The organism is Serratia sp. GW822-FHT06E05, assembly GCF_058799445.1.
This window is the reverse complement of the sequence record NZ_JBXALM010000001.1, coordinates 136990-150930: the sequence shown is the minus strand read 5'-3', so window position 1 is coordinate 150930 and position 13941 is coordinate 136990. Positions and strand designations below refer to the sequence as shown.

At 56.1% G+C, this 13941-nt stretch carries 11 protein-coding genes; 6 read left to right on the top strand and 5 right to left on the bottom strand.

The window, feature by feature from the left end; translation table 11 throughout:
• Positions 1 to 48 precede the first annotated feature (48 nt).
• From AC1RKC_RS00675 to AC1RKC_RS00660, 4 genes are all read left to right on the top strand, one after another.
• Positions 49 to 1545: a carboxypeptidase M32 gene (locus AC1RKC_RS00675; protein WP_048758738.1), complete on the top strand. Its 1497-nt coding sequence runs from the start codon at positions 49 to 51 to the stop codon at positions 1543 to 1545.
• Positions 1546 to 1893: 348 nt separating this feature from the next.
• A complete protein-coding gene (gene asr, locus AC1RKC_RS00670) occupies positions 1894 to 2199 on the top strand; it encodes an acid resistance repetitive basic protein Asr (protein ID WP_020827063.1) in 306 nt (101 codons plus the stop codon).
• Positions 2200 to 2291: 92 nt separating this feature from the next.
• Positions 2292 to 2372 carry a small membrane protein YdgU gene (gene ydgU, locus AC1RKC_RS00665; RefSeq protein WP_455567193.1) on the top strand — a complete coding sequence of 27 codons (81 nt, stop codon included), beginning with the start codon at positions 2292 to 2294 and terminating at the stop codon, positions 2370 to 2372.
• Between the two features lie 129 nt (positions 2373 to 2501).
• Positions 2502 to 3323 (top strand): trypsin-like serine peptidase, encoded by an 822-nt coding sequence (locus AC1RKC_RS00660; RefSeq protein WP_493092240.1) that lies wholly within the window; start codon positions 2502 to 2504, stop codon positions 3321 to 3323.
• A gap of 3 nt (positions 3324 to 3326) precedes the next feature.
• On the opposite strand, the gene AC1RKC_RS00655 is transcribed toward AC1RKC_RS00660, so the two are convergent.
• Entirely contained in the window at positions 3327 to 4142 is an 816-nt protein-coding gene (locus AC1RKC_RS00655) for an AraC family transcriptional regulator (RefSeq protein ID WP_493092241.1), read from the bottom strand.
• A 101-nt stretch (positions 4143 to 4243) separates the two neighbouring features.
• On the opposite strand from AC1RKC_RS00655, the gene AC1RKC_RS00650 reads away from it, so the two are divergent.
• Positions 4244 to 5392 (top strand): MFS transporter, encoded by a 1149-nt coding sequence (locus AC1RKC_RS00650; RefSeq protein WP_115058734.1) that lies wholly within the window; start codon positions 4244 to 4246, stop codon positions 5390 to 5392.
• Here AC1RKC_RS00650 and hrpA read toward each other — a convergent pair.
• A complete protein-coding gene (gene hrpA, locus AC1RKC_RS00645; protein ID WP_493092242.1) occupies positions 5370 to 9257 on the bottom strand; it encodes an ATP-dependent RNA helicase HrpA in 3888 nt (1295 codons plus the stop codon). The genes AC1RKC_RS00650 and hrpA overlap by 23 nt on opposite strands.
• A 269-nt stretch (positions 9258 to 9526) precedes the next feature.
• Here hrpA and azoR point away from each other — a divergent pair, with 269 nt between their 5' ends.
• Positions 9527 to 10132, top strand: coding sequence for an FMN-dependent NADH-azoreductase (gene azoR, locus AC1RKC_RS00640; RefSeq protein WP_020827068.1), 606 nt, complete (start codon positions 9527 to 9529; stop codon positions 10130 to 10132).
• A 128-nt stretch (positions 10133 to 10260) separates the two neighbouring features.
• Here azoR and AC1RKC_RS00635 read toward each other — a convergent pair whose 3' ends face one another.
• The 3 genes from AC1RKC_RS00635 to AC1RKC_RS00625 are packed head-to-tail and all read right to left on the bottom strand — an operon-like array spanning position 10261 to position 13399.
• A complete protein-coding gene (locus AC1RKC_RS00635) occupies positions 10261 to 10584 on the bottom strand; it encodes a YdbL family probable chaperone protein (protein WP_020827069.1) in 324 nt (107 codons plus the stop codon).
• A gap of 8 nt (positions 10585 to 10592) precedes the next feature.
• Positions 10593 to 10790: a YnbE family lipoprotein gene (locus AC1RKC_RS00630; protein WP_020827070.1), complete on the bottom strand. Its 198-nt coding sequence runs from the start codon at positions 10788 to 10790 to the stop codon at positions 10593 to 10595.
• Positions 10787 to 13399 carry a YdbH family protein gene (locus tag AC1RKC_RS00625; RefSeq protein ID WP_493092243.1) on the bottom strand — a complete coding sequence of 871 codons (2613 nt, stop codon included), beginning with the start codon at positions 13397 to 13399 and terminating at the stop codon, positions 10787 to 10789. Before AC1RKC_RS00625 ends, AC1RKC_RS00630 begins: the two co-directional genes overlap by 4 nt.
• Positions 13400 to 13941 lie beyond the last annotated feature (542 nt).

Genomic DNA, 13941 nt, shown 5'->3' with positions numbered 1-13941 from the left:
TGACTACGCGAAAGAGTGATCCGGATTAAAATAATATGGAGCTAAACGATGACATCTGCACATACCCCATCCTCATACGACGAGCTGCGCGCCCTGTTCACCCGCCTGTCGCGCTTCGGCCACCTTTCCGCTATTGCCGGTTGGGACATGCAAACCATGATGCCACCGGGCGGCAGCAAAGCACGTTCGGAAGCGCTGGCTGAACTGAGCGTACTGCAACACCAAATTTTGACCGCAGAAAAAACCGGCCGCCTGTTTGAACGTGCACAGCAGGAAACCCTGGATGATATTGATCGCGCCAACCTGCTGGAAATGCGTCGCCAATATGACAATGCGGTGCTGGTGCCGGAGTCGCTGGTCGAAGCCAAGTCGCTGGCCGGCGCGCGTTGTGAACATGCCTGGCGCGCTCAGCGTCCAGCCAACGACTGGGAAGGTTTCGCGGAGAACCTGCGTGAAGTAGTCAAGCTTAGCCGACAGGAAGCGCAGATCCGGGCCGAAGCAGCAGGCACCAGCCGCTACGATGCGCTGCTGAATCTGTATGAACCGGGCATGCGCAGCAGCGATATCGACCGCATTTTTGGCGATCTGAAAACCTGGTTGCCTGACCTGCTGCAGAAAGTGGTGACCAAACAGGCTCAGGAACCTTGCCTGATCCCACAGGGGCCGTTCAATGTGGAGACCCAGCGTCAACTGAGTTTGAGCGTAATGAAACTGCTCGGTTTTAACTTTGATGGCGGCCGCGTGGACGTCAGTGCCCACCCATTCTGCGGTGGCGTACCTGAAGACGTGCGCATCACCACTCGCTATAACGATAAAGAATTCCTGACGGCACTGCTCGGTATCGTGCATGAAACCGGCCATGCCCGCTACGAGCAAAACCTGCCGCGTGACTGGCTGGGCCAACCTGTAGCTCAGGCGCGCTCAACGGCCATCCACGAATCGCAAAGCCTGCTGTTTGAAATGCAGTTGGCGCGCGGCAGCGACTTCCTGAAGATCCTGCGCCCGTTGGTGACCCAGCAATTTGGCGAGCAGCCGGCGCTGGAAGAAGCTAACTTTATCCGTCTGAATCAGCGTGTAAAACCCGGCCTGATCCGCGTAGATGCTGACGAGGTGAGCTACCCGGCGCACGTAATCTTGCGTTATGAGATCGAGAAAGCCCTGGTTGAAGGCGAGATCGAGGTGGAGGACATTCCGGCACTGTGGAATGAGAAAATGAAGGGTTACCTCGGCCTGGACACCGTCGGCAACTACCGTAATGGCTGCATGCAGGACATTCACTGGACTGACGGTGCCTTCGGTTACTTCCCGACTTACACTCTGGGCGCCATGTATGCCGCGCAGCTGTTCCACAGCGCACGTGAAGCAATGCCATCGTTGAGCAGCGACATTGCCGAAGGCAACCTGAATCCGCTGTTCCACTGGCTGAAGCAGAATATCTGGCGCCACGGCAGCCGTTTCCCTACCGATACGCTGATCGCTAACGCGACCGGCGAAGCGCTTAACCCGGCCTATTTCCGCAAGCATTTGGAAAACCGCTACCTGTAATCCTGTCCCCAGGCACAATGTCCCGTGCCTGGGCATTTTCCCCTGCTTTGCCAGCATGATTCCATAGCGCACTTCCCCCTCCTACGACACCTTGGCCGCAGAGAGTGCAGTCGGCAACCCTCCATATGTATGTTGTAACTAAAATGGCAAAATTCAGTGCCTATTGGGCATCCGCTCTAACCACGGTTGTCGCTCGCCGGCGCTTTCATCTCCCTTTTCTGTGGGTTCGTACATTAGGTTACACGCCGAAACCAATCACTCACGGAAAGCATTCTGGCGTTTGCCTACTATCTTTACACCGGCCCCGCAGTGGGCTCGATACATGATGAGTCATTTGAGGAATCTACAATGAAAAAAGTATTAGCTCTGGTTGTTGCCGCTGCAATGGGTCTGTCTTCTGTTGCCTTCGCTGCTGACGCTGCCACCACCACGGCAACCCCTGCTGCGACAGCGACTACCACCACCGCAGCTCCGGCTAAAACCACTCACGTGAAGAAACATCACGCGAAGAAAGCGCCAGTACAAAAAGCGCAGGCGGCTAAAAAGCACCACAAAGCTACTGCCAAAAAAGCGCCGGCTCAGAAAGCCCAGGCCGCCAAGAAACACCACAAAAAAGCCAGCCACAAAAAAGCCACCAGCACGCCAGCGGCATAATCGCAATCTGAAGTGAGGCTCCCCTCACCAGTCCAGACTTGAGTTGTCCAACACCCGGTTCGCCGGGTGTTTTTTCATCGGGGGTTCTCATCATGCTGCGTCGCTACCTATTTGAAATCATTTTGGCCAGCCTGATCCTTTGCGGGCTCATTGCCGCCTTTTTTTATCTGTAGCCGCTCAGCCCCTCGGGATAAGAAATTATTGAAAAATCAATCACTGCCCATCCACACTGCGACTAAATCAGTCTATAGTTACCACTCAGTGTGTTTATGGATGACCCGTCATTTCCAGGCAATAAACCTATGCGCATAACCGTTTTGCTGTTGCTGTGCTCATTCCCGCTCGCACTTTCCCTCTCAGCAAGGGCCGACAGCCCTTCCGATGCATCGATCGCTGAGCAAACACGCCTGTTTTTTGGCAAAGATGAACGCATCAAGGTCACCGAAACCGACGGCTGGCCGTGGCAGGCGATTGGCCAGGTAGAAACCGCCAGCGGTAATTTGTGCACCGCCACGCTGATCTCTCCTCATCTGGCACTCACCGCCGGTCACTGCGTGCTGGCACCGCCGGGCCAATTGGACAAGGCGATCGCACTGCGCTTTGTGGCCGGCAACAAGAGTTGGCAATACCAGACCGACAATATCGAGACGCTGGTTGACCGCAAGCTGGGCAAAAAGCTCAAGGCCGACGGCGACGGCTGGATCGTACCGCCAGCAGCCGCGGCGTATGACTTTGCCCTGATCCGCCTGAAGGATAAAAAGCCGCTGCCGATTAAGCCGTTGCCGCTGTGGCAAGGCGACAGCAAGGCTCTGGCTCAGGCGCTGAAACAGGCCAAACGGCTGATTACCCAGGCCGGGTATCCGGGAGATCACCTCGACGATCTCTACAGTCACCAAAACTGTAAAGTGACGGGTTGGGCGCAACAAGGCGTACTGTCGCATCAATGCGATACCCTGCCCGGCGACAGCGGCTCGCCGTTATTGCTGAAAACCGCCGCTGGCTGGAAGCTCATCGCCATTCAAAGCTCCGCACCGGCAGCCAAAGATCGCTACCGTGCCGATAACCGCGCACTGGCGGTGACCGGTATCCGCGATGCGCTGGACGCACTGGCCGCGGGGAAATAAGCGTTATAAGCCGGCGTGGGCTTCTGAGCCGGTTTCCCTTGAGACGTTTCCCGCCATAAAGCCCTTGGGCGTGGTGCCGGTGAACTGCCGGAAGAACGCGATAAAAGCGCTGTCGCTGGAAAAGCCCAAATGCTGTGCCACGGTGCTGACCCTGGGCATTTCCGCCAGCAGTTCAATCGCCCGCATCAACCGCCATTGTTGGCTCCACTGCTGATAGCTCAACCCGCTCTCGCGCTGAAAAATGCGCGTCAGCGTTTTGGCATGCAAATTCAATTCCTGTGCCAGTACGCTCAACCCCGGCAGTTCATCCCGCTTGTCGAGGTTCTCCAGCCAGCGAGCCAAACGAGCATCCCTGGGCAGTATCAGTCCGGTGCTCTCTAGCCGTGCCGCATTCAGTTCGTTGATCAGCACCGGCACCAGATCACGCGCCGCACGGCATTCGATCGCCTGATTAAACGGCCAATAAGCGATACGTTCAATCACCGCTGCCAGCAAGGGATTGAACGCCAATACCGCGCACTCTTGCAGCCTGGCAGGCGCCAATTCAGGCTCCAGATAGATTGAGCGATAGGCCACCTGGCCGTGCAGCTGTACCCGATGCCGGATCCCACCGGGGATCCACAAACAGCGCGTTGGCGGTAAAATCAGCCAACGATCGCTGAGCGTCACCGTCATGCATCCACGGGACGAATAGAGCAACTGAGCACGCCGATGGCAGTGCTCTTTAGAGTCATGATTGGCTAGCTCGGCGGCAATCCCCAACACCGGTGCAGGCCAGCTATCCGGGTCGAAGGCATCCCGTTGGGCAATCAAGGCCATTAATTGTCCTTTTTTCGTTATTTTTTGTCCTGATGATTGTAATTGAACATTTTGGCTTTCCCTATACTGGCGCAATTATTCATTGTTAAAGGTCAACCCCCATGTCGCGCCTTCCTCTGCCATTGATGGTCGCCAGCATAATGGCACCACAGGTGCTCGAAACCCTTTATAGCCCGGCGCTCACCGCGATCCGCGCCGATTTCAACGTCAGTGCCGCCCAGGCCAGCCAGACGCTATCGATCTATTTCTTCGCTTTTGCCTTCGGCGTCGCTTTCTGGGGGGTAATGTGCGATAGGTTTGGCCGCAGAGTGACCATGTTAGCAGGACTGACACTCTATCTGGGCGGCGCGGTGGTGGCGTTGCTGAGCTCGCATTTCACGCTGTTGTTGACCGCTCGCGCCACCATCGCCTTCGGTGCTGCGGTCGGCTCTATCGTCACGCAAACCATGCTGCGTGACGTGTATCAGGGGCACGCTCTGGGGAAAGTCTTCGCCACCCTCGGCATTGCCCTGTCGATCAGCCCGGTTCTGGGTATGTTGGCGGGGGGAATTTTGGTCAGTTGGGGCGGCAGTATGGCGATATTCATTGCCCAGGGGATGCTGGCATGGGCCCTGCTGGTTTGGTGCTGGTACGCTCTGCCGGAAACGCAGCCACCGGGCGGCGCATTACAAGCCTCTGCGGCAAGCAGTGGCTGGATTATCCTGCGCGACCGGCATATCTGGTGTAGTGCCTTATTGGTGGCAGGTTTTAATATTATGGTGTTCAGCTACTTCAGCCTGGCACCGTTCATGTTTGAACGACTGGGGCTGAGCAGCCGACAGTTTGGCTACTCTGGCATCGCCCTGGCGCTGGGCAGCCTGCTTGGCGCGTTAGTCAATCGCCATTTGTTGGCCAGGGATATCAGCGCAGAGCGTCAAATCCTGCTGGGTAGCCTGCTGGCGTGTGGCGCGGCGCTGGCATTAGGTTACTGGCAGCACAGCATAATGATGTTGCTGCCCTGCATGCTGATCAGCCTGGCCTTCGGCCTGGCGATCCCCAATGTATTGAGTCAGGCCCTGAATCGCTACCGGCAGCAACTGGGCACCGCCGGCGCGATTTTTGGCCTGCTTTACTACCTGCTGATTGGCGCCGGGCTGTCCCTGGCCGCCGTTGGGCAAAACCTGCCCGCAACGCTGCTGGTGTGCAGCCTGCTGTGTCTGGTCTGCACAGGCTGCCTGTTCGCGTTGCTCAGCCCGAAAGCTGCTCGATAGTCTGCAAGATACGCTTGTCAGAGATCGGGTAAGGCGTGCCAAGTTGTTGAGCGAACAGGCTGACGCGCAGTTCTTCGATCATCCAACGCACCTCTTTCACCTCTTCATCCTGCTGCCGCTTCGGCGGCAGTTTGTTCAGCCACTGTTGCCAGGCCTGTTGCACCTGTTCCACCCGCAGCATCTGCGCACGATCGCGATGCGGATCGGTCGCCAGCTTCTCCAGACGGCGCTCAATTGCCTGCAGATAGCGCAACGTATCCGACAGGCGCTTCCAGCCGTTGTTGGTCACAAAACCGCGATAAACCAGGCCGCCGAGCTGGTTTTTGATATCCGACAGCGCCAGCGCCAGGGAGATGTCCACCCGGCCTTTCAGCCGTTTATTGATGTTGAATACCGCAGTCAGGATCTGCTCGACCTGTTTGGCTACTCCTACCACCGTTTCATTCAGCTCGGCGCGCACTTTTTCCTGCAGGCGGGCAAAATCCTCTTCCTGCCAAACCGGCCCGCCGTGCTCGGCAATCAGCTTATCGATGCCGCACGAGATGCAGTCGTCAATCAAATCCAGCACCCTGCCATAAGGGTTAAAGTACAGCCCCAGCTTGGCTTTGTTAGGCAGTTTTTCATGCAGATACTTGATGGGCGATGGAATGTTCAGCAACAGCAGGCGGCGCGTTCCCTGCCACATCGCCTGTTGCTGTTCCTGCTCGCTGTCGAACAAACGGATCGCCACGCTGTCTTTTTCATCCACCAGCGCCGGATAGGCCTTCATCGAATAGCCACCGCGTTTCTCCTCATAAAACTCCGGCAGTTTGCCGAAGCTCCAGATATGCAGATTGCTTTGCTCCAGCCCATCGTCTGCCACCGCGGACAGGGTTTCCTGCACCTTGTCTTTCAGTTGCAGCTTCAGCGCGGTCAGATTTTTGCCTTCCAGCAGGGTTTTGTGTTTTTCCCCCACCACCCGGAAAGTCATTTTAAGGTGATCGGGCACCTGTTCCCACTGCCAGTCATCTCGTGACACCGTCACACCAGTCATACGACGCAGTTCGCGCTCCAGCGCATCCAACAGCGGTAATTCCAGCGCGGTGACCCGTCCCAGAAAAGCCTCGGCATAGTTCGGTGCCGGTACAAAGTTGCGACGAACCGGCTTGGGCAGCGACTTGATCAGGGCGATCACCAATTCACGGCGAATGCCTGGAATTTGCCACTCAAAACCCTGATCCTCAACCTGATTAAGGATCGGCAGAGGAATATGCACCGTCACGCCGTCGGCGTCGGTACCTGGCTCAAACTGATAGGTCAGGCGCAGCTTAAGGTTGCCCTGATGCCAGGTATTCGGATAGTCCAGCGCACTGACCTTATTGGCGCCGTCCTTGATCAGCATCTCTTTTTCAAAGCTGAGCAAATCCGCGTTCTGTTTTGCGGCGTTTTTCCACCAGTTGTCAAAATGACGCCCGGAGATCACCTCGCCAGGGATGCGCTGATCGTAGAAACTGAACAGGGTTTCATCATCAACCAAAATGTCACGACGGCGCGACTTATGCTCCAGTTCCTCCACTTCCGCACGCAGCTTCAGGTTGGCACTGAAGAATGCATGGCGCGTCTGCCAGTCGCCTTCCACCAGCGCATGGCGGATAAACAGTTCCCGACACAGCAGCGGATCTATGGTGCTGTAATTAACCTGTCGCGCAGCGACGATGGGCAACCCGAACAGCGTCACTTTTTCGGTGGCCATCACCGCACCCTGGGATTTCGACCAATGGGGTTCGCTGTAGCTGTGCTTCACCAGGTGCTGGGCTAACGGCTCAATCCACTCCGGTTCGATACGTGCGGCGATACGCCCCCACAGGCGGCTGGTCTCAACCAGTTCGGCCACCATGGTCCATTTCGGCGGTTTCTTGAACAGACCTGAACCTGGGAAGATAGAAAATCTTGCGTTGCGAGCGCCCGTGTACTCTTGCTTATCAGCATCTTTCTGGCCGATATGCGATAGCAAACCGGTCAATAACGCGGTGTGTACGCTGCGGTAATCGGAAGGTTCGCTGTTGACCGGCAGCCCCAGCTCTTTCACCACCTGACGCAGCTGGGTATAAATGTCCTGCCATTCACGCACCCGCAAATAGTTAAGGAAATCATTTCGGCACAGCCGGCGGAACTGACTGGAGGAGTGCTCTTTCTGCTGCTCTTTCAGCCAGTCCCACAGGTTGACGTAAGCCAGGAAATCCGAATCTTTGTCGGCAAAGCGTCGGTGTTTCTCGTCCGAGGCCTGCTGTTTGTCCATTGGCCGTTCGCGCGGATCCTGTATCGACAGCGCAGCGGTGATGATCATCACTTCACGCACGCTGCCGCTTTTCTGCGCCTCCAGTACCATGCGCGCTAAACGCGGGTCGATCGGCAACTGCGCTAATTGACGCCCCTGAGGCGTGAGCTGGTAGTGGCCATTGTCGGCCGTTTTAATTGCGCCCAGCTCTTCGAGCAGGCGTACGCCATCGAGAATATTGCGCTTGTCCGGCGCCTCAACGAACGGGAAAGCGGCGATATCCCCTAACCCAAGCGACGTCATCTGCAAGATAACCGACGCCAGGTTGGTGCGCAGGATCTCCGGATCGGTAAACTCCGGACGCGACAGGAAGTCCTGTTCCGAGTACAGACGAATGCAAATACCGTCGGAGACGCGCCCGCAGCGGCCCTTGCGCTGATTGGCGGAAGCCTGCGAAACCGGCTCGATCGGCAGGCGCTGCACCTTGGTGCGGAAACTGTAACGACTGATACGCGCGGTACCGGGATCAATCACGTACTTGATGCCGGGTACGGTCAGTGAGGTTTCCGCCACGTTGGTCGCCAGCACGATGCGTCGGCCGTGATGCGACTGGAATACCCGGTTCTGTTCGCTGTTCGACAAACGGGCATACAGCGGCAGGACCTCGGTATGCGGCAAATTAAGACGGTTCAGGGCGTCGGCGGTGTCGCGAATTTCGCGCTCGCCGCTCATGAAGATCAGAATATCCCCCGGCCCTTCGCGGCCCAGCTCATCTACCGCATCGAAAATCGCCTGCAGTTGATCGCGGTCGGTATCGTCGGCATCGTCCACTACCGGACGATAACGCACTTCGACCGGATAAGTACGACCAGAGACTTCGATAATCGGCGCGTTATTGAAATGGCGCGAAAAACGCTGCGGATCGATAGTCGCCGAAGTGATGATGACTTTGAGATCCGGGCGCTTTGGCAGCAGTTCACGCAGGTAACCCAGGATGAAATCAATGTTCAGGCTGCGTTCGTGCGCTTCATCGATAATCAACGTGTCGTACTGCATCAGCAGCCGGTCCTGCTGGATTTCCGCCAACAGGATCCCGTCGGTCATCAGCTTGACCAAGGTGTTTTCGCCGACCTGATCGTTAAAGCGCACCTTATAACCGACGCTGCCGCCCAACGGCGTTTCCAGCTCGTCGGCAATGCGGTTGGCTACGGTACGCGCCGCCAGGCGTCGAGGTTGGGTATGGCCGATCAGCCCTTTTACCCCGCGCCCCAGCTCCAGACAGATCTTCGGCAACTGGGTGGTTTTCCCCGAACCGGTTTCACCGGCAACAATCACCACCTGATGGTCGCGGATGGCCTGCAAAATATCCTGTTTTTTCTGACTGACCGGCAGGTTTTCCGGGTAGGTGACTTTCGGACAGGATGCGGCGCGCGATTGCACTTTTTGCAACGCTGTCGTTATGTCACTTTCCAGCTCGGCGGCGACGGCCAGCTGAGCATCGGGATTTTTGATTTTTCGTGCGCCCTGCAGCCGACGTTGCAGACGTTGTTGGTCACGGAGCATCAGCTCGCCCAGTTGGGCAGACAGTGCCGCGAGCGGAGATTTCACGTTCGGTATTCCTTGTTTCATCGCTGCTGAATCAAGCTTTAGCAGCGGTTTGGTAATGGGTTAGCGAGTTTTCAGCTTTAAGTGCGCAGAATAACATAAGCCCCTTTTTCCCCATAATCTCGCCGCTTATGTCCCGGCAGCTTATTCAATAAAATCGAACAAAGGTCTCGAAATATTGCGCTATCACTGCTGAAAAAATGTGAATAGAGTGTACTGCATGCAAAGGACGCGTTGTCCTGATGTCACTGTCATAACGTAAGGAATTACCGATGAGCAAAGTACTGGTTCTTAAATCAAGCATCCTGGCGGGCTACTCGCAGTCTAACCAACTGGCAGATTTCTTCGTTGAGCAGTGGGCAAAGGCTCATGGCAACGACACCATCACCGTGCGTGACCTGGCTGCACAGCCAATCCCGGTACTGGACGGTGAACTGGTTGGCGCCCTGCGTCCTTCCGACACGCCGCTGACCCCGCGTCAAACCGAAGCCCTGGCGTTGTCCGACGAGCTGATCGCCGAACTGCAAGCCAATGACACCATCGTTATGGCGGCCCCGATGTATAACTTCAACATTCCGACCCAGTTGAAGAACTATTTCGACCTGATTGCCCGTGCCGGCGTCACCTTCCGCTACACCGAAAACGGTCCGGAAGGCCTGGTGAAAGGTAAGCGTGCCATCATTCTGACCAGCCGCGGTGGCATTCACAAAGGCACCCCGACTGACCTGGTCGAACCTTACCTGCGTCTGTTCCTGGGCTTTATCGGTATCACCGACGTCGAGTTTGTGTTCGCTGAAGGTATCGCCTACGGGCCGGATGTTGCCACCAAAGCGCAGGCCGATGCCAAAGCCACGCTGGCACAGGTTGTTGCCGCCTGATGCCCGTTGCAGGGGTGTGATGCCCCTGCAAAGCTTCAACAGAACAAGCCAAATCCGGTCAACCCCGCTCTACCCTCATAAAAATCCAATGTTATATCGCTATTGCGCGCCTCAGGGCGCGCTTTTTTTTATTTCTTCAACCATTGGCCGTTTATGCCGCGTACGTATTCCCCCGCGGGGGCACGGGCGACCAGTTTTTGCCCGGCCATGCGTGCCACATCGTCGATGGCGATATGATTGCTGTCCGCTACCTGTTGGTATTTCTCGGTGCGACCGGCATTGATATTTTTCACCAGCGACAGCGTTTCCGCGTCCTGCTTCACCGGCGCAATATAGCCGTTGAGCGTTTCACCGACGCGCCCCTGTTGCTTGGCCTCATCCAGCGTCAATGCCATTGCCATGCTGCTGAACAGCCAGGCGGCGCCAATCAAGCCTAAATAACGTTTTTTCATGTTGGCTCCTAGAACAAACCGCTTTTGTCTTTCAGCAGATTCTCGACGTCTTTATCCACTTTGATGTGAATTTCATGTTCAATCTTGACGTTCATATTGATGGTGATCGGATCTTTAGGCGTGGCGACCTCGATGCGTGGCACGCAGCCGCTCAGCATTGAGGTGCCGAGCACGGCGGCCAGTAATGGCCCGCTGATGATTTTCATGGTTGTTCCCCAGGTTTGGTGAGGGCCTGTTCCAGCCACTCCTGTAAATTGTCGCCAAAGCGCAGGCTGCGCCAAAGCTGAAACACGTTTTCCTGATGGCTATAGTTCAGGATAACCTCTCTTTTAGCGCTTTTTTGCGGGTTAACCCCGTCAATTCGCGCCTTCAGCGTCAGTTCACCGAGGTTGTCGAGATCGACTCTGGCCTTGGAGCGGTTAATCTCCATATAGCGCAGCCAATCTATCGCGGCGCCGGTCGCCATATTATTACTGCCGATGGCATCGGCCATGTCCTTGTCCAGGCGCAGCGTCAACATGCCGGCGTTGGCAATCCAACCGTTGCGCACCAGCCATTTAGGATGATTCAGGAACAGCGGCAATTCACCGTCTACCCGTCCTGACATGGCAAACTGTTTTGGCTTCAACGCGGTAAACAAGGCACTGAGATCCACCTTATCCAGCTTCAATACGGCGGCGTCATGCTGCGGCATGCGCAGCGCAGACAGGCTGATGTGGCCGTTCAACGCGTCCATACCGACGTTGCTCAGCGTCAGCGGTGCCTGCTCGCTGTAAGGATAAGCGCCCTGAAGATCGGCGGTAATATTCTGCATTTCGAACAGGTTGCGGAAAGACTTGATGCGCAGCATCATCGGTTGCTTGGCGCCGAGCTGCCAAATGTGATTTTTCAGGCGGTAGGACATGACGAAATCCAGCCCGCTCATCTCACCGTCTTTCAGCCACATGCCGCCCTGCTTCACCACCCAATGGCCACCGGCCTCAAAACCCTGCACCCGTGCGGCAGAGAAGGCCGATTGCGCATAGAATTCACCGTCGCGCAGTTTGATATTGAGATCCGGCGAGATGAGCGGTTGGAACACCTTCAGCGACTGCTTCGGCCACCAGCCCTCTCCGCGTAAACGCTCACCGTCCCAACGGCCACGTAGTGCTATAGGGCCAATCTGTTCCGCCTGCAGTTTGCCCTGCAGCTGGAAATTATCCGGCGTTGTGCCCTTCATCTGAAGCGCCAACACCGGTGCCGGCAGGTAACCGCCGTTAGTAAAGCTGACCTTGCCCGAAACCAGTTGCAGTTCGCCATTAAACGCCGGGGCTTTCTCGTCCCGCTGCCAACGCAGCGGCTGGCTGAGGCTAAGGCGCGGCGCATCCACCGTTACCATGCTGTACTTCAAACGATCAAAACCAGTGGAAAGCCGATCGAGGATCAGCGTGCTGTCCTGCCAACTGCCGCTGCCGGCAACGTCCCAGGCAGCCTGCAACGGCGGTAATTGTCCGTTGCCCCAGTAGCGCCATTGCCAGTTGCCGTGGTCCGGCCAAAAATCTTGCGCCTTGCCGTCCAGATGCAGTTTAAAACGCCCCCAGTAGCTGTCGCTGGCGTTAATAATGGCCTGCAACCGACCGGTGATGCCGGCAGCAGTCACTTTCACCCCGGCCAACGGCAAACGCGCCTCTTCCAATTTCATTTCCGGTGTGGCGTTGCCCCACAGTCGCAGCAGTGAACCGGACTGCAAGACCAGCGTCGGGTTGAGGATGGTGCCGCTGACAATACCGGGGATCGAGGCAGTCATTGAAAAGTCGGACAGATTCGCCTGGCCGGTCAGTTGGAAACGCAGATCGCTGTCGGTCAGGCCGACTTTACCCGGCCCCAGCGTCAATACCGCGTTGCCTTTGCCGTTATGGCCGTCGGTGATGACATTCAAACGGGCGCTGATCTGCGTCTCATCAAAACCTTTACTCCAGTCGTACAGCGCAATGTTCACCCCGCCGTTTAGCGGTTGCTGGCTGTATGGCCAGCGCCATTCGCCCTGTTTAATGCTGACCTGTTGGGCGTTGATCTCCCAGGGTAGCGTCGCCAGGGGTTTGTTTTCACCCTTTTCCGTCAGCGTCAGCACGCCCTGCTGCTGTTGCCAGCGCATATCCAACAGTAAGGGTTTGTCCAGATAGCCGGTCTGCATTTCGCCCTGCAGCGCCCCTTGTGCCGGAATACTGTCCAAATCGAGCGGAATGGCTATTTTGCCGGTCAGGTGCAGCGGTTGTGGGCTGTCTGGCGCAGTGATCGTCAGGCCGTTGAGCGTCAATTGCTGCTGCGGATCCAACAGCGCATCGACCTGAATATTCGGCCCCTGATATTGCAGGCGCTGGCCCTCTGCAGAGGAATGTATCTGTAATTTACCGGCGTAGTACTGCCACGGCACCACCGCGAAATCCTTGATGGTAACGTCCAGCAGCGGCAGTTGTTTTTGCAATTGGTCCAGCGCCAGTGGTGCACTGCTGGCGTCAGCGGCGGGTAATTTTGATAAGCAGGCAGTATCGACATTCAGCTTATCGCTGATGAGCTCCCACCGCCCCTGCTGATAGGCCAATCGGGTCGGTCCGACGGCGGCAAGCAAACAGTCTTGTGCCAGAAAACGCGCGCCATCTAGCTGCAATGCCCCCTGACGCCAATGCGGTTTGCCTTGCAAAACCAACTGGCTGCCCTGTGGCAGCCAATGAGAGATCACACGCGGCAACCAGCGCGGCAGAGTTTGCCACAGCACCAGCAGCAAGATCGCCGTACTGACCACAATCCCTATGAATACTTTCAATCGCTTAGTCATTAAATGATTGCTTCATTCCTGAGTTAGGCAGCTTACCCTGGCCAGAGGGCGTTTTAAGTAAGTCTATGCCTGAATTGGCAATAATGATGGCATGAATTTGACATAGGGTGAAGCCAACGCCGACGAAGATGCCCCGTTTCGGCGCTTTTGCAGCTGTTGATAGGGATACTGTAAATTTTAGTTACATATTCATCACATGAATGCGAACTGTTTCGGACTTTTGTTATTGTCGTTACCTTTGATAATTAATAGTCTTGCAAGCATTCTAACAAAAGTCAGCTGCTAGCTAACTATACTAGAGAAGCCATTCCCCACACCCCCGTGGGGATTTTTTTGCCTGGAACCAACCTCTCTCTCATCTCTCGCGCTTCGCTTTTCAGCCACTCCGCGCCGAATATTCACCCTGTTGTGACGTTGCCAGCTACCCTTAATCAATACCCTTTGCGGCAACGATAACTGCTGCCATTCAACGCGCATCAAACAGGCTAACCAATTGTAGAATTTACTAAAATCTGTTAAATTGATCACAAAATCACGCGGGA

Excerpts from the sequence above, each read along its gene's own strand:
- ydgU (WP_455567193.1), top strand. The coding sequence starts at position 2,292 with ATGCTGCGTCGCTACCTATTTGAAATCATTTTGGCCAGCCTGATCCTT.
- AC1RKC_RS00635 (WP_020827069.1), bottom strand. The coding sequence starts at position 10,584 with ATGAAAAAACGTTATTTAGGCTTGATTGGCGCCGCCTGGCTGTTCAGC.
- AC1RKC_RS00650 (WP_115058734.1), top strand. The coding sequence starts at position 4,244 with ATGTCGCGCCTTCCTCTGCCATTGATGGTCGCCAGCATAATGGCACCA.
- azoR (WP_020827068.1), top strand. The coding sequence starts at position 9,527 with ATGAGCAAAGTACTGGTTCTTAAATCAAGCATCCTGGCGGGCTACTCG.
- AC1RKC_RS00675 (WP_048758738.1), top strand. The coding sequence starts at position 49 with ATGACATCTGCACATACCCCATCCTCATACGACGAGCTGCGCGCCCTG.
- AC1RKC_RS00625 (WP_493092243.1), bottom strand. The coding sequence starts at position 13,399 with ATGACTAAGCGATTGAAAGTATTCATAGGGATTGTGGTCAGTACGGCG.
- asr (WP_020827063.1), top strand. The coding sequence starts at position 1,894 with ATGAAAAAAGTATTAGCTCTGGTTGTTGCCGCTGCAATGGGTCTGTCT.
- AC1RKC_RS00630 (WP_020827070.1), bottom strand. The coding sequence starts at position 10,790 with ATGAAAATCATCAGCGGGCCATTACTGGCCGCCGTGCTCGGCACCTCA.
- AC1RKC_RS00660 (WP_493092240.1), top strand. The coding sequence starts at position 2,502 with ATGCGCATAACCGTTTTGCTGTTGCTGTGCTCATTCCCGCTCGCACTT.
- AC1RKC_RS00655 (WP_493092241.1), bottom strand. The coding sequence starts at position 4,142 with ATGGCCTTGATTGCCCAACGGGATGCCTTCGACCCGGATAGCTGGCCT.